The 23,912-nt window shown below is 38.3% G+C and carries 19 protein-coding genes and 2 pseudogenes; 17 read left to right on the top strand and 4 right to left on the bottom strand.

The genetic code is table 11. The features are described 5' to 3' along the window. From FSZ17_RS12955 to FSZ17_RS12900, 12 genes are all read left to right on the top strand, one after another. On the top strand, nucleotides 1-1,182 hold the full coding sequence (locus tag FSZ17_RS12955; RefSeq protein ID WP_057776599.1) for a macrolide family glycosyltransferase: 1,182 nt from the start codon (nucleotides 1-3) through the stop codon (nucleotides 1,180-1,182). A gap of 169 nt (nucleotides 1,183-1,351) precedes the next feature. Next, on the top strand, nucleotides 1,352-1,996 hold the full coding sequence (locus tag FSZ17_RS12950; RefSeq protein ID WP_057776600.1) for a YczE/YyaS/YitT family protein: 645 nt from the start codon (nucleotides 1,352-1,354) through the stop codon (nucleotides 1,994-1,996). Nucleotides 1,997-2,334: 338 nt separating this feature from the next. Beyond that, nucleotides 2,335-3,003: a 7-cyano-7-deazaguanine synthase QueC gene (gene queC / locus FSZ17_RS12945; protein ID WP_057776601.1), complete on the top strand. Its 669-nt coding sequence runs from the start codon at nucleotides 2,335-2,337 to the stop codon at nucleotides 3,001-3,003. After that, complete coding sequence (gene queD / locus FSZ17_RS12940; protein WP_057776602.1) at nucleotides 3,003-3,488, top strand: 6-carboxytetrahydropterin synthase QueD; 486 nt, start codon at nucleotides 3,003-3,005, stop codon at nucleotides 3,486-3,488. The genes queC and queD overlap by 1 nt, the downstream gene beginning before the upstream one ends. Next, the gene (queE, locus tag FSZ17_RS12935; protein WP_057776603.1) at nucleotides 3,485-4,213 is read left to right on the top strand and encodes a 7-carboxy-7-deazaguanine synthase QueE; all 729 of its coding nucleotides are present in this window, start codon (nucleotides 3,485-3,487) and stop codon (nucleotides 4,211-4,213) included. The genes queD and queE overlap by 4 nt, the downstream gene beginning before the upstream one ends. A 118-nt stretch (nucleotides 4,214-4,331) precedes the next feature. Then, complete coding sequence (locus tag FSZ17_RS12930; protein WP_082625444.1) at nucleotides 4,332-4,790, top strand: ABC transporter permease; 459 nt, start codon at nucleotides 4,332-4,334, stop codon at nucleotides 4,788-4,790. 513 nt (nucleotides 4,791-5,303) lie between these two features. Then, the gene (locus FSZ17_RS12925; protein ID WP_057776604.1) at nucleotides 5,304-5,681 is read left to right on the top strand and encodes an SET domain-containing protein; all 378 of its coding nucleotides are present in this window, start codon (nucleotides 5,304-5,306) and stop codon (nucleotides 5,679-5,681) included. Between the two features lie 432 nt (nucleotides 5,682-6,113). Further along, nucleotides 6,114-6,347: a hypothetical protein gene (locus FSZ17_RS12920; RefSeq protein WP_057776605.1), complete on the top strand. Its 234-nt coding sequence runs from the start codon at nucleotides 6,114-6,116 to the stop codon at nucleotides 6,345-6,347. Further along, nucleotides 6,340-6,678, top strand: a complete 339-nt coding sequence (locus FSZ17_RS12915; RefSeq protein WP_228460194.1) for a DUF2085 domain-containing protein — start codon at nucleotides 6,340-6,342, stop codon at nucleotides 6,676-6,678. Before FSZ17_RS12920 ends, FSZ17_RS12915 begins: the two co-directional genes overlap by 8 nt. 120 nt (nucleotides 6,679-6,798) lie before the next feature. Continuing rightward, nucleotides 6,799-7,641, top strand: a complete 843-nt coding sequence (locus FSZ17_RS12910) for a MerR family transcriptional regulator (RefSeq protein WP_057776606.1) — start codon at nucleotides 6,799-6,801, stop codon at nucleotides 7,639-7,641. A 104-nt stretch (nucleotides 7,642-7,745) separates the two neighbouring features. Continuing rightward, a complete protein-coding gene (locus FSZ17_RS12905; RefSeq protein ID WP_057776607.1) occupies nucleotides 7,746-8,768 on the top strand; it encodes an NAD(P)H-dependent amine dehydrogenase family protein in 1,023 nt (340 codons plus the stop codon). Nucleotides 8,769-9,680: 912 nt separating this feature from the next. After that, the gene (locus tag FSZ17_RS12900) at nucleotides 9,681-13,481 is read left to right on the top strand and encodes a S8 family serine peptidase (RefSeq protein WP_057776608.1); all 3,801 of its coding nucleotides are present in this window, start codon (nucleotides 9,681-9,683) and stop codon (nucleotides 13,479-13,481) included. 229 nt (nucleotides 13,482-13,710) lie between these two features. Here the strand turns inward: FSZ17_RS12900 and FSZ17_RS12895 are convergent. Continuing rightward, nucleotides 13,711-13,941 (bottom strand): annotated as a pseudogene (locus FSZ17_RS12895) (MFS transporter); the annotation flags it as partial. Nucleotides 13,942-14,052: 111 nt separating this feature from the next. Here FSZ17_RS12895 and FSZ17_RS12890 point away from each other — a divergent pair. Next, the gene (locus tag FSZ17_RS12890; RefSeq protein ID WP_146846470.1) at nucleotides 14,053-14,343 is read left to right on the top strand and encodes a hypothetical protein; all 291 of its coding nucleotides are present in this window, start codon (nucleotides 14,053-14,055) and stop codon (nucleotides 14,341-14,343) included. 190 nt (nucleotides 14,344-14,533) lie between these two features. On the opposite strand, the pseudogene FSZ17_RS23745 reads toward FSZ17_RS12890, so the two are convergent. Continuing rightward, nucleotides 14,534-14,635, bottom strand: a pseudogene (locus FSZ17_RS23745) (VOC family protein); the annotation flags it as partial. Between the two features lie 713 nt (nucleotides 14,636-15,348). Between FSZ17_RS23745 and FSZ17_RS12880 the strand changes: the two are divergent. Next, nucleotides 15,349-19,488 carry a S8 family serine peptidase gene (locus FSZ17_RS12880; RefSeq protein WP_057776611.1) on the top strand — a complete coding sequence of 1,380 codons (4,140 nt, stop codon included), beginning with the start codon at nucleotides 15,349-15,351 and terminating at the stop codon, nucleotides 19,486-19,488. A gap of 58 nt (nucleotides 19,489-19,546) precedes the next feature. On the opposite strand, the gene FSZ17_RS23420 is transcribed toward FSZ17_RS12880, so the two are convergent. Continuing rightward, nucleotides 19,547-19,705, bottom strand: coding sequence for a hypothetical protein (locus FSZ17_RS23420; protein WP_156416291.1), 159 nt, complete (start codon nucleotides 19,703-19,705; stop codon nucleotides 19,547-19,549). Nucleotides 19,706-19,918: 213 nt separating this feature from the next. Here FSZ17_RS23420 and FSZ17_RS12875 point away from each other — a divergent pair, with 213 nt between their 5' ends. Further along, on the top strand, nucleotides 19,919-20,359 hold the full coding sequence (locus FSZ17_RS12875) for a hypothetical protein (protein ID WP_057776612.1): 441 nt from the start codon (nucleotides 19,919-19,921) through the stop codon (nucleotides 20,357-20,359). A 207-nt stretch (nucleotides 20,360-20,566) separates the two neighbouring features. Here FSZ17_RS12875 and FSZ17_RS12870 read toward each other — a convergent pair whose 3' ends face one another. After that, nucleotides 20,567-20,869: a DUF5634 family protein gene (locus FSZ17_RS12870; RefSeq protein WP_057776613.1), complete on the bottom strand. Its 303-nt coding sequence runs from the start codon at nucleotides 20,867-20,869 to the stop codon at nucleotides 20,567-20,569. 520 nt (nucleotides 20,870-21,389) lie between these two features. Here FSZ17_RS12870 and FSZ17_RS12865 point away from each other — a divergent pair. Both FSZ17_RS12865 and FSZ17_RS12860 read left to right on the top strand, forming a co-directional pair. Beyond that, nucleotides 21,390-22,736, top strand: a complete 1,347-nt coding sequence (locus FSZ17_RS12865; protein WP_057776614.1) for a M20/M25/M40 family metallo-hydrolase — start codon at nucleotides 21,390-21,392, stop codon at nucleotides 22,734-22,736. Further along, nucleotides 22,705-23,907, top strand: coding sequence for a M24 family metallopeptidase (locus FSZ17_RS12860; protein ID WP_057776615.1), 1,203 nt, complete (start codon nucleotides 22,705-22,707; stop codon nucleotides 23,905-23,907). The genes FSZ17_RS12865 and FSZ17_RS12860 overlap by 32 nt, the downstream gene beginning before the upstream one ends. Nucleotides 23,908-23,912: the final 5 nt, after the last annotated feature.

The raw sequence follows: 23,912 nt of genomic DNA, 5'->3' as shown, positions 1-23,912 counted from the left end.
ATGAGTAAAATAGTATTCTTTTCAATTCCGGCACACGGTCATACAAATCCGACACTTCCGGTTGTCTCCGAGCTTGTAAATAAAGGGCATGATGTATGGTACTATTCATTTTTAGAGTTTAAAGAAAAAATAGAAAATCTCGGTGCCAAGTTTATTCCTTGTGATGAGTTCCTGCCGCCGATCTCACAAGAGGAATTGAATCGCAAAGCTGGAAAAGATTTTGCGGCATTGATAGAAATGATTGTTGATACGACCATTGCTTTAGATGAAAAAGTATGTACGGAATTGAGAGAATTGCAGCCGGATTGCATTGTTTCTGATTCCTTATGCTTTTGGGGAAAATTATTTGCCAAGAAATTAGGAATTCCGTACATCTGTTCAACAACCACCTTCGCATTTAATCGCCATACGGCAAAACTGATGAAACGCAGTATAAAGGAAATGTTGAGCATGATAACTGGAATGCCAAGAATTAATAAAAAGATACAGACGCTACGTTCCCATGGGTATGAAGTAGAGAATTTTATATCGATTATTCAAAATGATAATGAAACGGATACCCTTGTTTATACAACAAAAAAATTCCAACCTATGGCAGAAACATTTTCTGACAAATATTCCTTTGTTGGTCCTTCAATAAGGAAATCTTCTGAGGCATCTAAGGAAAGACAAAGTAGAAAATTGATCTATATTTCATTAGGAACAGTACTCAATCAAAATAATGATTTTTACCAAAATTGCATCAAAGCATTTGCTGATAGTAGTCTTGATATTATGCTGTCGGTTGGTGAAAAAACAGAGATAGATTCTCTTGGCAGGATACCGGAGAATTTTACTGTACAAAACAGAGTAGTTCAGATGGCAATATTACAGAAGGCAGATGTATTTATAACGCATTGCGGAATGAATAGTGTGAATGAAAGTTTGTATTATGGAGTTCCGATGGTTTTATTTCCTTTGCATAGCGAACAAAGAGCAGTGGCTGACCGTGTAGCTGAACTTGGTGCTGGAATAAAATTAAAAGGAAATAAGCCAAAACAGCTGGCAAAAGCAGTAGCAGATGTGCTGGCGGATCGAACCTATTTAGAAAAAGCGTCGGGACTCTCTGAAAACTTCAGGAATGCCGGTGGAGCTTTAGAAGCAGCTAATGTTGTATTGGCTAAAATTGATCATAAGTACTAAATGCTATAAAGGAGCACATGATTTCAGTAGAATTTACTGAATTAATGCGCTTCTTTATTTTCATCCGGAAAATGAAAAGTGTTTATATTCGCAAAATATTGTATTATCATTCCCCTTCATTCTTATGGTATATTTGAATAGCATTTTTTAAGATGAAGGAGCAGTAATAATGAAAAATGAATGGTTTCTACGCTGGTCTTTTTTTGTTTTTGGATTAATGATTTTGGCTTTTGGGATTTCTTTAACAATTGAAGGGAAGCAATTAGGAATTGGACCGTGGGATGTTTTCCATTATGGGTTATTTCTCAAATTCGGGCTAACAATTGGATCTTGGTCGATCATAACTGGATGTTTTCTTTTGTTGATTTATTCTGTAATCAAAAAAGAATGGCCAAAAATAGGGTCGATTCTTAATATGGTGTTACTTGGATTATTTATTGATTTCTTTAATTGGCTTTTACCACCAATTGATAGTTTAATAGGAGAATCATTGGTGTTTATGCTCGGTGTTATTTTACTAGGATATGGAATCGGGTTATATGTTTCAGCTGACCTTGGAGCAGGGCCAAGAGACAGTTTTATGCTGTTGATTGTTGAAAAAACGGGCTGGAGCATCCCATGGGTACGAAATGGGATTGAAGTATTCGTTCTTCTTATAGGCTGGTTGTTAGGGGGTCCTATCGGAATAGGCTCGGTGTTTATTGCATTTGGGTTAGGGCCAATTTTAGGGATCTCTATCCCTCAATGTAAAAAATTATTTTCTTTTTTACTCAAACAAGAGACTTCGACCACTGCAAACACATCAATTAGATGATTAGGAGACTGACTCATTATATTTTATTAAAAGTAAAGATATTTCTTAAAACCCTTATCAACATGAAATTCATATTTAATGTCAGACATGATAATGGATAAATTAAAAAGGATAGGTGAGCAGTAGAAATTATGCACTTTCTATCCTCTTTTTTGTACAACAAATTTCCAAAGGACAATCTTGTACATTTTGTCGAATTTTGTGTTATTATAACCATAATTAATATAAACCCGTTAGGAAGACGGTAGAGGTTCTAGCACCCCTCTCTAAAAAAACTAAGATGAAGCAGCACTTCTATCTTGGGGTGCTGTTTTTCTTTTTTGAAAGGGGAGTTATTTGTGTTAAAAGATGAAAAAGCAATAGTTGTCTTTAGTGGTGGACAAGATAGTACGACATGCTTGTTTTGGGCATTGCAAACGTTTAAAGAAGTGGAAGTTGTAACTTTTAATTATAATCAAAGGCATAAAGAAGAGATTGAGTGTGCCAAAAATATTGCAAAAGAGTTAAATGTTAAACATCATTTATTAGATATGCACCTGCTAAATCAATTGGCTCCGAATGCATTAACAAGAGATGATATTGAGATAAAAGAGGGAGAAAATGGTGAGTTACCATCGACGTTCGTTCCAGGACGTAATTTGATTTTCCTCTCATTTGCTGCTGTGTTAGCGAGCCAGGTTGGTGCTAAGCACATCATTACTGGTGTTTGTGAAACAGACTTTAGTGGATATCCAGATTGCAGAGATGTTTTTATTAAATCATTAAATGTCTCCATTAATTTATCGATGGATAAACAATTTGTGATCCATACGCCATTAATGTGGTTAGATAAGTCAGAAACATGGAAACTTGCTGATGAATTAGATGCACTCGATTATGTTCGTGAAAAAACCTTAACTTGTTACGATGGAGTAATAGGTGATGGCTGTGGAGAGTGCCCAGCGTGTAAGCTAAGAAACCATGGGTTAGAAAAATATCTAAAGTCACAAGAAGGAGCGGAAGTATAATGGGTCTAGACTTCTATGGTTTTAGAATAGTAGAAAACCTGCAAAAAATGGACCAAGATATTAAAAAAGAAGATCTTAAATATCATAAAAAGCGCGTGCTTGTGAGCAAAGAGTTTACCTTTGATGCAGCACATCATCTTCACTGTTATGAAGGGAAATGCAAGAATTTGCACGGGCATACGTATAATGTTGTATTTGGTATTAGCGGGTATGTAGATGAAATCGGTCTTGTTATTGATTTTGGAAATATCAAAGAGATCTGGAAAAAAGAAATTGAAATTCATCTTGATCATCGATATCTGAATGAAACATTGCCAAAAATGAATACAACAGCAGAAAACATGGTAGTTTGGATTTATGAAAAAATGTCGGATGCTTTTAATAATCGGTCAGAAAAATATAATGATGCCAGAATAGAATTTGTTCGTTTATTTGAAACCCCTACGAGCTATGCAGAAGTAAGACGGGAGTGGATGGAAGGTTGAGTAAAGTACCTGTAATGGAGATTTTTGGTCCTACTATTCAAGGAGAAGGGATGGTTATTGGCCAAAAGACCATGTTTGTTCGAACAGCTGGCTGTGATTATTCTTGTTCATGGTGTGATTCTGCTTTTACATGGGATGGTTCGGGAAAAGAATTAATTAAGCAAATGGATGCAGAAGAAATTTGGCAAGAACTTAAAGCATTAGGCGGTGACGGTTTTTCATTTGTAACGATATCTGGCGGAAATCCAGCATTATTAAAAAACCTTCAATACCTAATCGATTTATTAAAAGATAATAATATAAAAATTGCTTTGGAAACACAGGGAAGCAAGTGGCAGGATTGGTTCTTAGAAATTGATGAATTAACGATTTCACCTAAACCACCTAGCTCTGGAATGGTCACTGATTTTTATGCGCTTGATATGATTATTACTAAGCTTAAAGAAGCAGTTCCAGCGCAAAGTGTCAGTTTAAAAGTAGTTGTTTTTGATGATCATGATTACGAATATGCAAAAAAGGTGCATAAACGCTATCAGGAAGTTCCATTTTTCTTACAAGTAGGAAATGACGATAATCAAACAACAGACAATCAACACCTTGTTTCCCAGTTATTGCAGAGATATGAATGGTTGATTAATAAATCTATGCTAGATGATGAGGTAAGAGATGTGAAAGTACTGCCCCAACTCCATACCTATATTTGGGGAAATAAGCGTGGAGTATGATTTTTTGAAGGTAAAATATTAAGTTAGTAATATTATGAATTGATAAATGGTAGGGGATCTCAACACCATTTCTAGATAGTTATTGACCGTAAGTCTTAATATCTTTAAGACCCGTAATATGCGAGCTCAATTGTTTATTGGGCAATCAAAGCTTTTATCCTTTACTATATCGAAGAGAACAACGTTCGGAAGACAAATTAGAGCGGTTGGATCAAATGAACAAGCAGCTAGACTTTCTGGCATCCATGTTGAAAAGGTAAAGCTGCGTGTGTATGCGCTCATAGGAATCCTTGTATCGATCTCTGCAATCATTCAAGTATCCAGAATTGGATCAATGGACTTCTCGAATGCAGGAAGAGGAATGGAAATGGACGCCATTGCTGCAGCCATTGTCGGTGGAACAAATATGATGGGAGGAAGAGGATTTATCCTTGGCACGTTCTACGGGATGCCTATCATTGCTGTTATGAATAATCTATTAAATCTATTTTGCGTTCCACCTTTCTTGAGAGAAGCCTTCAAAGGGGTGATCGTTATTGTTGCAGTGCTTTTACAAAAGAAGGAGAAGACATCTTGAGTTGCATTTTAAACTTATTAATATGAACAACTGTAACGAATTGGGCCGGCTTTTGAAGGAAAGCCGGCTGTATTTATTTGAAAAATTGCTGTAATAGAGGAAGCTTTCCATTTACATGCGAGTTTTTTGAATATGCTTGATAAGCAATATGAAAGTGAAAAATATAGGTTAGGATTTGAATTGTTTAAATAAAGAATTAATTAAGTAAATGAAAATTGTTGTTAAACAAAATTCCTGTTTGTTCAATAAGAAAAAAAGATCGACACAGCGATCCTCGCTCTCTAACTCTTGCACCCTTTACTTCAAGAATCCTTTTTATACCAATTAATGATGCTACGTCAAGAAAATAGACACAGATTATCTTGAAGTAGTATCATAATTCAAAAAAAGGAGGGATTTCCTATACGCTGTAATACAATAATAAAGTTAACTTTGCTTTCAAAATAACATGAGCTAAATGCTCAAATGTGTTACAGTAAGAAAGTAAATCTTAAAAGTAAGTAGGCGAACAACATGATTGAAGTAAGAACATCTCCAATAAGTGATGGAGAATTCAATAGAGGGGTATTTGCTACAAGAGATATCAAAAAAGGAGAGCTTTTACACGAAGCACCTGTCATTTCATATCCAAACAACCAACATCAACATATTGAAAAAACTATACTTGCTGATTACGCTTTTGAGTATGGGAAAAATCATTCTGCTATCCTTCTTGGCTATGGAATGTTGTTTAACCATTCTTATGAACCTAATGCAACGTATGAAATTAATTTTGATAACCACACATTTGACTTCTATGCCTTCACAGATATAAAGGCAGGAGATGAAATTTTAATCAATTACAATGGCGATGTGGATGACAAAGATCAACTGTGGTTTAATCAGGATTAAAAAGAATAGCAAAAAAAGAACTTTGCCTGTATTCGAAAATACCTATCTTAAGTGTTAGGCTGACTGTATAGCAAATAAAAGAAGTGCCGATTTCTAGTAAATAGATGATGGTGCTTCTTTTATTTTATAGGAGTAAAATGATGGATAATGAGTTAGTGAATGAAGCAAAGAGTAAAAAAGGCCTGTTAAGATGATGAGTGTAACAAATTTATCTGCCAAACTTCATCATTTGGGGTGATTATATTTGAGTGATAAACTAAAAGTTAATTTTCCATAACAAGAAAAAGTAAAAATGAATTTGCAATATACAGGGAGATTCTTCATAATATAAAACTAGGTTTCTACTAAGAAATTATCTATAACAAGTCATAATATAGCTGTTCAAGAATACTCAAGTATATTAAGTAAGAAATAAAGGAAAAGGTGATGTCCATGTTCTTTCTTGTACTATCAGCCATGATTATTTCTATTATTGTTGGAACCGCCTTACTAATAGGCGGGAAGATGTTATTTGGCATTATGGCATTTGTCATTGCAGGAATACTGTTTTTATTTATCCTTGTTTATTATGGAAAAAGGAAACATCGCAAGAAAAAGTTTGATTGTACGCCTGACTGTGATTGTGGTCCAGATTTAGATTGTGAATGCGGGCCGGATTGTGATTAAACTAAAGGATGTAGCAGCGATTGTCCCATGTCATCGCAAGAAAGAGAGATGTCTAACGATTAGAGGGTATAAACTCCCGCTCTGTGCAAGATGTACGGGGATCTTGGTTGGATATCTCTTTTTTCCTATTTTAATCGTTTTTCATTTACAGCTACCCATATGGTTAGGATTGCTGCTAAATATGCCAATGGTTTTAGATGGATGGACACAGAAAATGAACTATCGTCTGAGCAATAATCTATTAAGACTTTTAACTGGAATCTTATGCGGTTTTGGACAAAGTATATTGATTGTTGGGATAAGTGAGCGGATCATTTCTTATGTTCTTTAAACAAGCAGCCATTCCTTTTCCATAAAATGTTCAAAAAATATGGTAAAATTATACTCTTTAGCTGTCATAATAAAAGTAATCATTTTTTACTACTTTGATAGACAGCTAGGAGGTTTAAATATGCAAAAAAAGATTTCAATTGGGAAAATGGCGAAGCTAAACAATATTTCTATTCAAACCTTACATCATTATGACAAAATCGGTCTACTGTCACCAAGCTATATTGATCCAGAAACAAACTATCGTTTTTATAGTATTAAGCAATGCGCATGTCTTGATTTTATAAAGTATTTAAAGTGTATGGGTTTTACACTGCAAGAAATGAAAGAAGTTTTTACAGAAAAGGATGCAGATTCGATTCCGAAACTTCTTGATGAGCAAATTCAATTGATTGATCAAAAAATGAATGAGCTTGTACAAATGAAAAAAACACTGAAGGTAGCATCCGAAAACTACAAGACTTATATACAAATCCCGAAAATGGGAGTAGTTGAGCGGAACTTTCTACCGGAACGAAAAATTTATTGCTATGACGGTAAAAAAGATATTTATGAAGATCAGTTAGAAACATATGAATATATATTGAGGGAGCTGAGAAATCAAGCACTTATTCATCAGTTCCCAACTTCGTATTTTTGTAATGTAGGCTCGATTACTCGTAAGGAAACCATTAAACAGCGGAAGCTAACGTCAACAGAGATTTTTATGCTTGTTGATGCTGATTTTTTCAACTTAAAGGAAATAGAGTTTCTGCCTGCACATGAATACGTATCGATTTACTGTGATCACTTTTCGCAGGAGAAAGAGTATGCCTTTAAATTAATCGATTACATAGAGGAAAATCAGCTTGAAATTGCAGGAGATTATATTTGTGAGGTTATTGTTGAATTGCCGTGCTGGACTCAATATGAACGCCAAATGATTATGAAACTGCAAATTCCTGTGAAAAAAAGAATCAAATAGTGCTTGACCCTATTGTAACAATAAGGTTTACCATATAAGTATAGAAACTCTATTACATGTATAACAACATGTGAAATATTGAGCAAACCAAGGAGGAATAAGTGATGTTAGAAAAAGTTCGCGTTATTCAATATGGTTGTGGAAAAATGGGTATGGTCAGCTTGCGTTATTTATATGAAAAGGGTGCAGAAATTGTTGGAGCCATTGATTCGAATCCAGCTGTTATCGGCAAGGATGTGGGGGAAGTCGCTGGGTTAGATGTAAAACTAAATATCCCTATTAAAAGTAATGCTGAGGAAGTATTTAAAGAAACGGATGCTGATGTTTGTATTATTATGACAAAGAGTTTAATGACAGACACTATTGATGCTTTTGAATTGGCTGCTCGTCACGGTGTAAATGCGATCTCTACTTGTGAAGAAGCGTTTTATCCATGGACCACTTCACCGGAAATTACGAATCGTTTAGACCGCATAGCAAAAGATCATCATTGTACATTAACAGGGTCTGGCTATCAGGATGTATTCTGGGGCAACTTAATCACAACTTTAGCTGGTGCTACACATAATATTATTAAGATTGAAGGGAAATCCAGCTATAATGTTGAGCATTACGGAATTGCTCTCGCCGAGGTGCATGGGGCAGGTTTATCATTAGAAGAATTTGAGGAAAAAATTGCGAGCAATAATGATCTACCATCCTTTATGAGAAATTCAAATGAATGGCTATGTTCACAATTTGGCTGGACGATTAAATCTCAAAATCAGAAATTAGTGCCAATGACACATAACGAAGATTTATATTCAGAAACATTAGGAAAAACGATCCCTGCTGGACACGCGACAGGAATGTCAGCTGTAGTGACAACTGTAACCCATCAAGGACCTGTAATTGTAAGCGAATGTATCGGCAAAGTGTATGCTGAAGGTGAAACAGATTGTAATGATTGGATCATTCAAGGTGAGCCAGAAACCGTTGTGAAAATTTCTAATCCAGCAACAGTCGAATTAACCTGCGCAACAGTTGTGAATCGAATTCCAGATTTATTAAATGCTGCTCCAGGCTTCTATACTACTGAAAAAATGCCAGTTGCAAGCTATCGTACGTATCCGCTTCATTTTTATTAAGCTGAGAGAAGTTGCTCCTAGGATATTCTAGATTCACAGGAGATAAATAAAGATATATATAACTAAGGAGAGTCGTTCAATTTTTGAATGGCTCTCTTTTGTTAATCTAATATACTATTAAGTTTATAAAAATTAAAAAACGATTCCTTCACTTTTTAAAAAATGATTAGGCAGAATAAGTATAGTAAGTGTTAAACATTAACAAAGCCTGATATATAGGCATTTTAAAAGAGCCCAATTCATATGTGAATTGGGCTCTTTTTGTATGTTTAATTTAGATTTTGTACCAGATTACTGATCGGGTTAGTTGAAAGTTCATGTAACTGTCGGCGCTGCTACATTTAAGTACTTCCACATATTCGTTAACGTTATCTCGCCATGGCGATGCACGCAATATAAAACGGTCCGTTGAGCCGCGAACAAATCATATTTTTTCTATACCCAATTTAATTCCTTATTCAATAAACGTGTCTTTTGAAAAATATCATGGAATAGCGGATATCCTCCTTTGTTTATCTAGCTAACTATAGAATTATTATTTGATTGTCGAAACTTTTAAAAGGTTGGAATTAAACTGGTGTTTTCGACGTAGGGAATCTTATATTTCGCCAAGATGTGTTATAAAAAATAACCTGCCCCTCATTATGTCAAAATTGTATAAAACTTTTGTTTTATACATGTATAGTACCAATTACAACATAAGTTACTACTTAAGTTACTACTTAAGTTCTATTTACATAAATGTGGTAATATTTGATAATTATTGCAATTGTCTCGTATTTCAGAATATTCGATACTTCGAGTTGAAAGACAGATCCGTGTATAAAATTTGATGGCACGTCACTTTCACGGAACCATCACATTTTTACAAATATGTTAATCTGCTATTTAGTCAGGAAGAGGAGAGATTTAATGGGGAAGATGAGGAAAAGGGGAAACAAAAAAATTTTTAATGTAATGACCACAGGTTTGGTATCTGCAATACTATTGTCAACAAGTGCTGCTAATTCATTTGCTTATGATGCCACTACCCCAAAATCGACGGCTACCCAAGCGTCCAAACAACTACAGAGTAACACGGTTGTCGACTCACATACTGTTACCCTTATTACGGGCGAAGTTCTGATGATTGACAGTTATGCAGACGGGTTACAGGCAGTAACAGTCGCACCGTCGCTCGATGGCGAACCAACTCAAATAACTCAGATGCGGATTGGTGAAGAACTCTATGTCATCCCAGCTAAGGCTCAGCCATACATCGATGCGGATGAGCTTGACCGCGACCTGTTCAACATTACCAAGTTGATAGAGTACGGATACGACGACGCTAACGGCTTAGATATACCGGTAATCGCGACTTACACGGGCACACCGGCTAAAGTGGGCAATTCGTTAGTAAAAAAGCCTTCTCCGGCAGGTTCTAAAAAGGACATGGTATTAGAGAGTGCCAACGGTGTTGCGTTAAAGGTGAGCAAATCGGAGGCTGAGACGTTCTGGGAAGCAATCGACGACGACAGCTTCTCCGCAGCGACCGAGCCGGTGCTAGCAGGTGGTATAGAGAAGGTGTGGCTTGACAAACAGGTACAAGTGACGCTTGAAAAGAGTGTTTCGCAGATCGGGGCACCGATAGCGTGGGAGGCTGGATATGATGGCAAAGGCGTGAAAGTAGCCGTCTTAGATACTGGCATTGATCCGAATCATCCTGATGTTAAAGGAACGATCATAGAAGAGAAGAACTTCACAGACGACCCCGATTCTGTCGATCATCACGGTCACGGAACGCATGTTGCTTCGACTATCGCGGGATCTGGCACAGCTTCCGGAGGTAAATTAAAAGGAGTAGCTCCAGGTGCTGAGCTTTTAATTGGAAAGGTGCTTAGCAATGATGGTAAAGGTCCTGAATCGGGAGTCATCGCTGCAATGGATTGGGCAGTAAAGGAAGGGGCCGATGTCGTCAGTATGAGTCTTGGTAATCCTACTCCTAGTGACGGCACAGATCCAGTGAGTCAAGCGCTTAACAATTTGAGTGAAACCTCTGACACATTGTTTGTTGTGGCTGCAGGTAATGATGGATCAGGTAAGAAAACTGTAGGATCACCAGGTGTAGCCGAAAAAGCATTAACCGTTGGGGCAGTAGACAAAACAGGCGTGTTAGCTCCCTTCTCAAGCCGTGGTCCGGTTATCAACAATTACCGTGTTAAACCAGAAATTATGGCACCAGGAGTAGGAATCGTAGCTGCTCGTGCTACAGGAACTTATATGGGTACTGCCGTTGACGCCAATTATACCGCTGCTAATGGTACGTCGATGGCTACACCACATATTGCTGGAGCTGCAGCCATTCTTAAACAAAGGCATCCCGACTGGTCTGCTGACCGTATAAAGCAGGTGTTGATTGGAACAGCTAAGCCAAATCCCTTTAATTCAGCTTATCAGCAGGGAGGCGGGCTTGTAAGCATAGATAAAGCTCTGGATGCGAACATCTATAGCAGTCCTGCAGTCGTCAGTCTTGGAAGTGCTGAGGAAACTAGTGACCCCCTCGAGAAGACATTTAATTATGTCAATCCATCCGATAGTGAGATGAAATTGACGCTTAATATGGTATCTAAAGATGAAACTGGAGCCTTGGCTCCGGCTAGTATGTTTACACTTAGTCAGTCAGAAGTAACGATTCCTGCCCATAGCAGCAGTGAGGTGAAAGTGACGTTTGATCCTTCATTTGGAACTGTAAGCGATTACAAATCAGTGGTTACGGCTACTTCAAGTGACGGTAAAACAGTAAACACGACCATTGGCGCAACGAAGAAGGTACCATCAGTGGATTTAACGATTAATTTGATTGACCGAAACGGAAACCCAACAAGTGGAAATATCCTAGTGGTTAACCTTGATACGGGATTCAACAGAACAGTTCAACCAAGTGTAGACAATGGGTTCAAGCTCATCGAAGTGCCGCAAGGGCGTTACTCGGTAATGGGAACCGTGGATACCTACGATGAAGCTGGATTCCGTGTAGAGAATCTTACCCTCGCAGGTGATCCTGAAGTTGAGCTTAGCGAGAACAAGATGCTCACGTTAGATGCGCAGTTGGGCAAAGAGGTCAAGATCTCTACTCCTATGGAGTCCGAGGGGACCGGATACAAATTAGGATACCGCCTGGATCAAGCCAAGTTTAAAATTGATGTTATGACTGGTTATTATAATCCATTCGTTGATCACGCATACGTGGTACCTACCGAGCCTGTGACGACCGGCACGTTCGATTTCAGCTTCCAACAGCGCAGATTCGCCCCTTTGATCCGTGCATCTTATGACGGAAATGGTGGTTCGATTCCGCTCGAGCATATAATGCATACGCCTAAGTTGGACGGCGATAAGACACTGGAAGCAGTCAACCTCGGCTTTGCACGACCTGATGACCTCAGTGCTAAGGATGTCAGTGGCAAACTGGCAGTCATCACCCGTGATACGAATTCGACGATTACCGACCAGATCAAAGCTGTGACTGCTGCCGGTGCGGTGGGTGTATTTGTTGTCTACGACGGACCAGGTATTTTCTGGACTAGCGTATTGAAAACCGATGGCATTACAATTCCGGCCTGGACCCTTCAACAAGACGAAGGAGCGGTGCTATTCGATCGAATTGCCAACGGTTCAACTACTATCAACTTGAAGGGTATTGCCAACAGCCCGTTTGTGTACAACATGGCGATGATTGTTCCGGATGTGATCCCGGCTAACCCAGTCGACGCGGTGACTAAAGAAAACTCTGCAGTAGTGAATGCACACTACCGCGGTTCAAAAGGCAGGATACTCGTTGATTCGCTGGCGCCGATCCGCCCTCGTGAGTATGCAACCTTGCAAGTCTTGGATTATTATTTCGACGCACCACTAGACCGGGAAGAATGGTATTCAAGCGGCAGCAATTGGCCGACCCTGAAAGATTATAAATGGAACCACATTGTCCATGACGAAAATCGCCTCAAACGTAGGATGAATGACACATTCCGTAACTATATTCCGGGTGAACAGCGCGAGGAGACATGGCTTGGCGCGGTGAACGGTCTGGCTGAAAGAGAGGTAACCCTGGCATATCGTGAGGGAGACATATTCACTCTCAACATATTTGAACAGGGTGACAGCCAACCGGGGCACTGGGGCAATTTTGCTTTTGAATACCCTGAAGACACTTCGATAGCTCGGTTGTACAAGGACGGGAAGCTCCTTACAGAGAGTCCTTATTTCTCATTCTTTTACCCGCTGACAGTTAGCCCTGACCCAGCGACTTACCGAATCACTATGGACACGGTGCACCCGACGGGGTTCAGAATGTCTACAAAGACCAATACTGCGTGGACGTTCAAGTCTGAGCGGCCGGCAAGTGGGCAGGAAACCCTGGGCCTATTGTGGCCGAAGTATGAAATTAGTCTGGATGGGGAGAACAAAGCAAAAGGTGGCCGTACTGACCACTTCGACCTATCATTCGTCCTTCAATCAGGTGCTACCCCAGACTTGAAAGGGGTCGAAGTCCAAGTATCCACTGACGACGGCGCTACCTGGAACAAAACAAAAGTGGATAGCAAGAAAAATGGCCACTACAAAGTGTATTTGAAAAACCCAGCCACTGGCTACGTTTCACTTCGCATCAAGGCATGGGACGCAAACGGTAGCCAGATCGAACAGACTATAATTAGGACCTACGGTGTACACTAACACTCGCGATAGATAAATAGATTTGCATAAAGTGCAGTAGCTATATATAAAAATCTACCAATAAAATACCAGTTGCTTTTGTTAAAGTTCTTAGAGTTGCTTCGGCAACTCTTTTTCTGATTGAACTCCCATGAAAATTAAAATCAAAAATGAGCAAATTAAAGTAGTCCCCGTTAAAAAGTTAAGAAAACAGACCCGAATTCGCATGGTCTGCCTGTTTTCTACTATGTTACTTAGATATCACACTCGCTGGCCCTTTCCATTTCATCGACACGAAAGTTGTCATAACAAGCACGACTAGTCCCATGATAAGTGGATACAAAATATGCATATCATATAATAGTTCTGCATGAAGCGGCCCTAAAACGTTTCCGATACTCATATAAGCATTGTTCATGCGATTTGCAAATCCTTGTTCATTCCTCGCCAATTTTGGTATCAATTTGGTAAGAACAGGTCTCCCGGAAAGCTCCGCCCAAAAACTCCAGTTAAAATGACTATCGAATCGACTCTCAAAACTACTAATGTTAATATGAGTGATCCGTTTTATAAAAAGAAACGAGATGAACTTTTGGAGAAAATATTCAACTCCTCTATACCTGGAAGTTCCTATATCGAAGGTGAATCGAAGAAATGGAAAAGTTACGTTCTTAAATGGATTAAAGATGGGACGGTAAACGATGAAGTTTTAATTTCTTTGCCAAAGTTAGTAAGTGCCCTTAAGCAAGATGGGTATAGGTTCAATCAAAGAGATGAACTCATACAACACCCGATTCAAGCATTTTTAACTTACTATCAGAAAGAACTCAATAATAATAAATACTTAAAGCAGAGGATCATTATTCCTTATCATAAACTCTAGGATTAGGTTAGTACTGGCGTATATATATCAATTGAAGGAAATGTTAATTTGAGTGTAGCTGACAAAGTAATCTTCATTTAACAATTTTTTAGTTAAAATCAGTTAGCTGCTCAACCAGCTTTTATTCTTATTCAACTAACGGGTTCGGTTATAGGGGAGAAAACATTAAATAACAACCAAATTGGGGACATCCACCAGTTTGACTACCGACAAATGGTTCTTGTTCTGGCTTTGAGGCCCTTGCTAATAAGATCGAAGTGCCAGTTGAACCAGGTGGTGCAACGACTACCCATCACTTACTGAAATTTTGTTTGACACATGCAATGATTAAAGTATTTGATACATAAAGTACTTCACCCTAAATCCTCCTAACACTAATTGATTTTTAGATTTTCCCTTAATTGTAATCTACATTCAGAGTAAAGCAGCATTCATAGACAGTTAGTTCTATTAATCATGAATGGTGATTTTGGTACAAATGTCCTGGTTAAACTTCTATTCCTCGAAACGAGTCCCTAGTACTATCTATCGATTTTATTCTATTAAAATCACAAGAATTGATAGAATGTTTTAATTTTCGCTCTTTTCCCCCAAGGTTAAAATGTATTGCATTCATAACTTGATGATTTAATACAAAATTTCACCCATCCACCTTGAAAATATGCTATTTTCACAGGTTTTCGTGCTTTATTGACACGTATTTAAAATATTTTTTAGATGAATGGGTCAATGGAATCACATGGAAATCCCCCAATTGACGCTGTTCTAAGGAGTAGGTACAATGTCAATTATAAAAATTTTCAGACAGGAGGGAAGGGGATGTGATTTAGAAGAAATAATATTCTCGGGCAAGATGGCTCTAATGCCAAATTGAAAAATGTAGGAGGAATTTTGTTGAAATCAAAATTGTTAAAGCGCACTTTTTCAGTTCTATCGCTTTTTACGTTTATACTACAATAATTTCGTTACAATCTTTACAAATTCTAAGCAAGAAAGAGGGAGCTTATGAAAGAGAGAAAATATAGTTGGTATAGCAAAACATCGAAAACTTCAACTGCCATTGCTTTATCATTGGGATTACTTTTCCCATCCGTCCAGTTTGGGATCGGACATGTTTCGGGTGCAACTGGTAAATCAGCAGAACAAATCTTAGCATCGCTCACCCCAGAACAACAAGCGGCCTTAAACCAACTCGAGATGACAGAAAACTATGGCTTGCAGGGATTTTCAGATGAAGATCTGAAATCAGACAAAGACATTTCTGTTATCGTACAATTTAAGTCCAAGCCAGGAAAAGTAGCTGTATTAGAGGCCGCTCTGAAAGGCAAAAAAGTAACCAAACAAGAAGCCAACGAACAGGTAGATCAAGAACATTCCACATTCCAAAGTGATCTGGAAAAAATCTTACCTGCTGCCACTTCTTCTTCAGAAGTCAAAAGTGCAGAACCTTCGTATAAAATCACCCGTTCTTACAAAACTTCTTATAACGGCGTGGCACTTACCCTTGCTGCGAACCAAGTAGAGGAGTTGATGAAATCGGAAGTGGTCCAATCCGTACACAAAAATATCACCTTTACGGTAGAGCCCCCTTCCATCGCACTGGAAGAATCTAATAACGCTTCGACGCAAGCGGCTAGTGTTCCCTTTGTAGGAGTAGACAAGCTTCATGCGGAAGGAATCACAGGGAAAGGCGTAAAAGTAGGGGTCATTGATTCAGGGGTCGACTACAATCATCCTGATCTAAAAGATGCCTTCAAAGGTGGCTATGACTTTGTCGATAATGACAACGATCCGATGGAAACCACCTACGAAGATTGGAAAAAGTCAGTTGACCCGGAATTTAATAACGGAATCTCCTACTACACGGAGCATGGGACTCACGTATCTGGAATCATCGTCGGTCAAGCTAAAAACGATAGTGAAGTCTCTGTCAAAGGAGTCGCTCCAGATGCTGACCTCTATGCGTACCGTGTCCTTGGACCATATGGTAGCGGTACTTCGGAAGCCGTAATGGCGGGGATCGACCGAGCCGTTGCCGATGGCATGGATGTCATTAACATTTCCTTGGGAGCAGGAATTAACGATCCATACTTTCCAACGAGTACAGCCGTGAACTATGCGGTATTAAGTGATGTCACTGCCGTGGTGGCTGCGGGTAACTCAGGACTTAACTCTTATACTCTCGGCTCTCCTGGAACTGCTGCACTCGCTCTCACCGTTGGAGCCAGTGATGTATCCATTTCTCATTCGTCCATGAAAGGGGCGATCGGAACACTCAGTGAGCTGGAACTACGTAACATGGCGAAATCCTTCACTGATAACCTATCTACTCTAGAAGGAAAAAGTTTAGATATAGTAGACGTAGGTCTTGGTGGTAACGCGAATTACACGGGCAAAGATGTGAATGGCAAAATCGCTTTCGTTGCTCGGGGAACATATGCATTTACAGATAAAGTGAAGTTTGCGAAACAACATGGCGCGGCGGCTGTCTTAATGTATAACAACGCACCTGGCCATATTCCTACTTACTTGGGAGAAGATCAAAACTATATTCCTACTTTCTCTCTTACTCAAGAGGATGGACTCAATGTGAAGGAGCAACTAACTGCAGGAAATAAATCCTTCACATTTAGTAATTTAACTGAAACCAAAACACAAGGGGACACCCTAGCTGACTTCAGTTCTCGTGGACCAGCCAAAAGAACCTATGACATCAAGCCAGAAGTCACCGCTCCTGGAGTCAGTGTGTTGTCTTCTGTACCCGCTTACATAGGGAACCATGACGCACCAACCGATTACAAATATGCGTATGCTCGTCTCTCAGGTACTTCCATGGCGACGCCAAATGCAGCTGGTGTAGCAGCACTCTTATTACAAGTCAATCCAACGTTACAGCCTGAAGATGTAAAAACAATCATGATGAACACGGCTGATCCACTGAATGGTTCTTACAGTGTATTTGAAGTGGGAGCAGGACGCGTGGATCCTTATCAAGCCGTTCATACGGGGATGAAGATTCAAGTACAGGATACGACCCTAGTTCCTAACGCTGATGGAATCACTACTATCAAAGAAAAAACAGGTGGCATTGCGTTTGGCACTCATTATGCAGGTGAAGATCTTAGAGTAAAGAAAAAGTTGAAATTTCAAAACCTAACTGATAAAGTAAAGAATTTCAATTTGAACGTTCAGTTCCAAGCGGTGAAAGGTAGCCTAGATGCCGTAGCCAACCAGGTACAAGTGAAATTCCACCCAACCATAACAGTGGATCCAGCTTCTACCGAAAGTCTACATGTTACCATCGAAGTACCTAAAGCTGCTGCTGAAGGAATTTACGAAGGTTACCTCTTAGTGACCAACCAAGAGAATCAAACCGAGCAATATCGGATTCCATTTAGTGTTCGTACAGCGGAAGACAATTTCAAAACACTGGATATCGGAGATAGTAATATCATTTCCCCAGCCTACTATCGCTATGATCACTATGGCAAATTTAATACACATTCTTCGGTAAATGCGCTAATGAACTTGAAAACACCGATGAAAACCATGGACATGATCTTAGTAGACCGGAAATCGGGGCAAGAGCTTGGTTTCGTTGGACGACACAATCTGGTTGGAAAAAACATCGATACAAACTATCAACTAGTTATGTTTAATGGAAACTACTATCCGTTTAGGGCCAATGGAATCTCCACAGAAACAGTACAAGCAAAACCGGGGCAATACCAACTGAAAACGATTACGACTACTGAGGCTGACAAAGTTCTTACCAATTCCTTCGATATCTTAGTAGATATTGATCAACCTACTTTTACAAGCTCATTGGATCAAGAGTCTCCGATCCTTGAGTACAAACCAGGTCAAACTACTTATCCAATTGAAGTGCAAATCTATGACAAAGAAATTGAAGCGGCAAATCAAGCAGGGATGGCAGTCGACCAATCCAAAAACTGGCTCTCGTGGTCCCGGAACAGTCCAGTATCCAGCACTGTCCGTATGGACACAGCGGGAAAATGGAAAGAAGAAATACTGATGGATGAAAAAACTCCGGTCATAAGCTTAAAGATGGATGGATTTGATGGAGGCGGGAACATAGGTGGAAGGAAAACCTACTACTTTGTTAAAGAAGGTACTCCATTTGCTTATGGAACCAGTAAACAAAAATCGATCGCATTAGGGGAAACGATTACCACTACCCTAACACTGGACAATGTACAAAAATTAAAGTCAGCCACTTGGAATTTGTTAGACTATGGCTCTTATGTTCCTAAATTTGGCACTCAACTAGAAGTTGTTGAGGCAAAACCCAATGCAGCATTAAGTGAGTTTGGTGAAGGAACAGTAACCGTTACCTATACGAATGGAAAACCATCGATCAAACTGGATGTAGCGTCTACGAAAGAAGTTTCTGGCAAAATCCCTGCTGTAGACGTAACTATTAAGGTGAAAGATACTGCTTACACTACAGTAGCAGGATTTAATGCAAATGTTTCTTATGTGAATGAAGCGGGCACATCAACCAATCTCTTCTTTGCACCATTTTCTTGGAACGTCACTCCTACGTTCTCTGAAGCATTTGGCTATCTTACAGCAGAAGGTTTTAGAAAGTATGTATCTGGTCAAGTTATAGTCTGGGATAAAAAAGATTGGGTTCAAGCTGGGGCTAAAGTAATCTTTTCCGATGCTATGGGTAAAGTCTACGATGCAACTATAAATAGCAAATTCCAACCAGAGTTCCTTGTGACTAAGCTTCCGTTAACCGATCAACTATTTACCAAAGAAGTACACCTACCCGGGCACTTTATTACGATACAAAAAAATCAAAAAGTTGGCTTCTTACGCAACGGTGTGTGGTATGGGCAATATATGTACATTGAAAACAAAGAAGCAGTAGCGGGTGATGTAAACCAAGACCAAGTAATCGACATTTACGATGCACTGGCGATTCAAGAAGCTTGGGGCACAAATAAACGCGAAGCAGATATTAACTTTGATGGTATTGTTAATGCAACAGACATCGGATTTGTCAAAACCAACTACTTAAAAGTAAATCCAGATGTAGAAAACACGCCAAAACCTGCAAAAAATGTGAAGAATAAAAGATTAGATGATATTTTAAGAGAACTTGGAGTTACACCTTAATTCAATTTGCTTTGGGAGTCCTGATCAGATCAGGATTCTTTTTTTATCATTTTAGCTCTTATTTGGACTGATAGCATGGTCCACTATAAATTCTGCCATAGGCTTCAAACGTTTCATTACACTCTAAACGTTGACCGCAATCTGAACAACGCTCCCTATACACATTTGGGTCATGTGTATAGGCAGAATTAGAATTTCCTGTTTTGTAATCACTCATTTCATTACCTCCCATCCTCTTGCAGGGGGTGTCACTTCGTTATTTCTGATGCGATTAAGGTTACAATTCGAGGTGTAAAAATAGAAATAGGTATTTTATGTTAAATATTAGGGAAGCAAAGTAGTTCCTGTTCTGTTAAGGTGCAGAGTAGTTTAATAAGATAAATGGATTTTTATGGTATAATTAAGGGGGTGAGGGGGGTAGAATTAATAAATGAATAAGACACTTAGGACAAAAGTTAGGAAATATTTAGCCTTTTTACTAATTGGCAGTATTGTTGCTGGTGTCACATATCTTATAGTTTACAAAGTTTCATTTTTACCAAACGGATATGATATTGTTGCATTGCAAAAAGATAGTATATCGCTAAAATCATACAATGTGTTAGGGATTGAAAAAGCTATTACAACCGTATCTTTTTCAGAAAATGATATTTGGAAAATTGATGCCATAGATTATGAAGTAAATAGACAAAAAGAATTTTTATGGATGTTGTTTTTTACGGTGATTTTATCCCTAATTTTGTTTGTTTATAAGGTTCGTAACGAATTAAAATTGTGGAAAGCAATCTTTGAGAGTAATATTATTTTTTCTGCCTTGCCTTTATACATTATTATTACTTCATTGAATAGAATAAGGGATTTAATTTACTGAAAATTTAGTCAGTAAAGGCTTTAATTGAGCATCAGACAAAAGGGAAGCTCGGAGGCCATATAGGAACTCTGAGCTTTTTTATGCGTTTTTTACCGAGCCAATTAACCTATGGACTAAAATATTATTTAGTTCGTAATTTTAGGTTTCTCCATAATAACTGAACTACTTATGTTTATATTACAGGGTTTGCTTTTATTGGCTGAATTTCTAAATCTCACGAAACACACTTTCTATATCGTGATAGCCCTCAAGATCCTCTTTTTGTGGTTCATCAGTCTCAACGGTCCATTCATTTTTCATTGGGGTTAAACCACCATTGTTATTTTTTTTAAAGGGACAATGAATATGATAGGTTTTTCCATCCTTTTTTACGGTATATCCCATATAGTAAATATCTCCTTGTCCCTCTTCCTCAAATATTCCGATATCCTCTATACCGAATCGATCTAAATAAGATTGAAATGGTTTTTGTAAGTCATTAATAATTTGCTCTCGTGTTAAAAATTCCATAATTTCTCTCCTTAAGCTCAATTCTATATTTAATATGGCTTTCTTTTCTTTAATTAAACATAACAATTTAGTTGCCCTTCAAAAATCTTTTGTATGAATAAGAAAAATCTCAACATTTACTCTGGTAGATTTAATATTGTATATGGATCGGCTACACATAGTTGGACAGAAATTTTAAGGTTAAGTAGACTACAGATAATATATTTGAAGAGAATCTACGATGACTAAAAGAGAACGACGAACAATTTACCACACTGATAAAGGAAAACCTATTCCAAAGAATAACATAATTGCCTAACTTATAATTATCCACTAGTTGTGTTTTTTTTGCGCGCAAAATCTCCGATTGTCCCCTGTAAGAACCGTCCATTTGTTTTATTACATTTGCCTTCAAGAGCCAAACTATACTCTGTTTATTTTTTTAAAAATCCGAATTTTGTAAAGTGTTTTACATTAATGGAATGTTCTTAATATTATAATTAATTTAATCTTGGTAGTTAATTGTGAAGGTGGTGAAGTGTTGATTAAGTCGTGGACAGATGTAAAGGAGGAAGCTGCGGAGTATTTGAGTAGATTGATTCAGATTAATACGAGCAACTCCCTACAAAATGAAATGGAAGCGATTCGGTTATTAGTGGAGATCGCAGAACGAAATGGGTTGTATACAAAGGTGCATCAAACTGGGGAAAATAGAGGGAATGTTGTTATATCCTTGAAAGCTGATTATCATGAACCAATCATTCTTTTGTCTCATTTGGATGTAGTTCCTGCAAATGAAGAAGATTGGGAAGTTCCACCTTTTAGTGGAGAAATTGTAGATGATGTGATGTGGGGAAGAGGAACGATTGATACGAAACAATTAACCATTACTCAACTTATGGTTCTCCTTCTATTAAAACGAAATAACATCACCTTAAATAGAGATGTGATTATGGTTGCAACTTCTGATGAGGAAAATGGTAGTCAATATGGGTTGATTCCCTTTTTAGAAGATTATCCCCACCTTTTTAAAAATAGTATTGTCTTCAATGAGGGGGGAGGTTTCCCAATTCTGATTGATGAACACGTTTACTATTTGTGTGAATTAGGTCAAAAAGGTTTAGCTAGAGTAAAAATTACAGCAAAAAATGATTTTACTTCCAATCCTTATCTTCCCAATAACAGTGCATGGCAAAATATTATAAAGACAATTGAAGCTTTTCAGTCTCCAGAAATCATCGAAAGAATACCTTCATCGACGAATACGTTATTCTCTACAATTGCTTTTGACAAAGGGATATCTTTTTCAGAAAAAGACTTTGAAACGTTTATTAAGATTATTCCGTCTTCCTATGTCTCACTTTTTAAAGCGATGGCGAAGTCAACTTTTTCGATTACAAAATGGGATGGAGGTAAGAAACACTCTACTGCAGGAACAAAATATGAGATTTACTTAGATTGCAGGCCCATTCCTTCAGTAACAAGAGATTTATTTAAGGAAGTGCTACGGGAAATTCTAGGTGACATACCTGTTGAATACGAAATATTATCTTTTTCACAAGGCTATGAATCTCAAATAAATAAAACCCACTTAGCCCTTTTTGAAGAAGAAGTAAAAAAAGAAGTGCCGCATGCAAAGGTTGTTCCGTTTCTGTCAATTGGTGGAAGTGACTCAAGGCATTTGAATTCACTTAGTTCTCAAATATACGGTTATTGTCCGATGTTACCTGACATGACGTTTGATAAGGTCATTACAATGGTTCATGGAATTAATGAAAGAATACCTTTAGAATCATTAAGATTCGGTATTCAAAATATGTACAATATCCTTGTTAAAATGGAAGGGAGCGATAGATATGATAACGGCTACGAAAGAAATTACATCTGAAAAATTGATACAAGCTACTAATTTATTAAATCAATATGGCTTGGATACATGGTTATTACTTACTAGGGAAGGATCTGACCCAGCATTGCCATTAGTCGTTGGAGTGCGGTCCGTTCATAAGGCAGCAATCTTTATTCGAAATAATGGAGAGCATATTGCACTTACATCAGTAAGTGATAGAGGAAGCTATGAAGCTACTAATCTATTTAAAAATGTGCAAGTCTATGAGGCGAGCATGGAAGAAGCTTTTCTTAAACTATTTGAGGAAATCCAGCCACAAAACCTTGCCTTAAATGTATCAGAAAGTGATCACTTATGTGATGGACTAACTCAAGGTTTGTATGAATGGCTTAAAGATGTCCTTGGTGAAGAAAGACTAGCCGAAATCGAAGTTTCAAGTGAAGTGGTTTTAAAAAAACTACGTAGCATTAAGACTGCGAGTGAGTTGGAAAATATCAAACAAGCGATCGAACATACGACAGATATTTATGATGAAGCGTTTGCTCAGATTAAATGCGGCATGACAGAAAAAGAGATCGGGCAATTGTTTGTCAATGGGATGAAAAAACGTGGGGTAGCAAACGGCCACGGGGATTCTAATGAGCCGCCTCTAGTATGTATCGTTCGTAAGGGATTGGCTCACAGAAAGCCAGGTAACCACAGGACGGAACCAGGAGACATCGTGATCATCGATTTCAGCCTGAAGTATAACAATTATTGTTCAGATATCGCACGAACTTTCTATATTCTCAAAGATGGTGAAACACAAGCACCTGATGATATTCAGAAAGCTTTTGATACGGCAATTGCGGCTATCACGGCATCCATTGATGCACTACAGCCAGGTAAGGCAGGCTATGAGGTTGATGCGGTTGGAAGAAGTGTGATTGAGGAAGCAGAATATCCGACTATTCGTCACTCTGTTGGACACCAAATCGGCAGAGCCACACATGATGGTGGAACCATCCTCGGTCCAAAACGTTTACCTCCGAGACCTGAAGTGGAAGGAATCATTGAAGTGGGTGAGGTCTATGCGATTGAACCAACTGTTATTCAGGATAATGCTCTCCCATGTATTTTAGTTGAAGAGAATGTTCTTGTAACAGAAGACCAACCAATCATCCTGAGCAAACGCCAGACAGAACTTGTTCTGATACCTTCAGAAGGTTGATGATT

The organism is Cytobacillus dafuensis (genome assembly GCF_007995155.1).
Classification (GTDB): Bacteria; Bacillota; Bacilli; order Bacillales; family Cytobacillaceae; genus Cytobacillus; species Cytobacillus dafuensis.
This window is presented reverse-complemented; position numbering and strand designations above follow the sequence as displayed.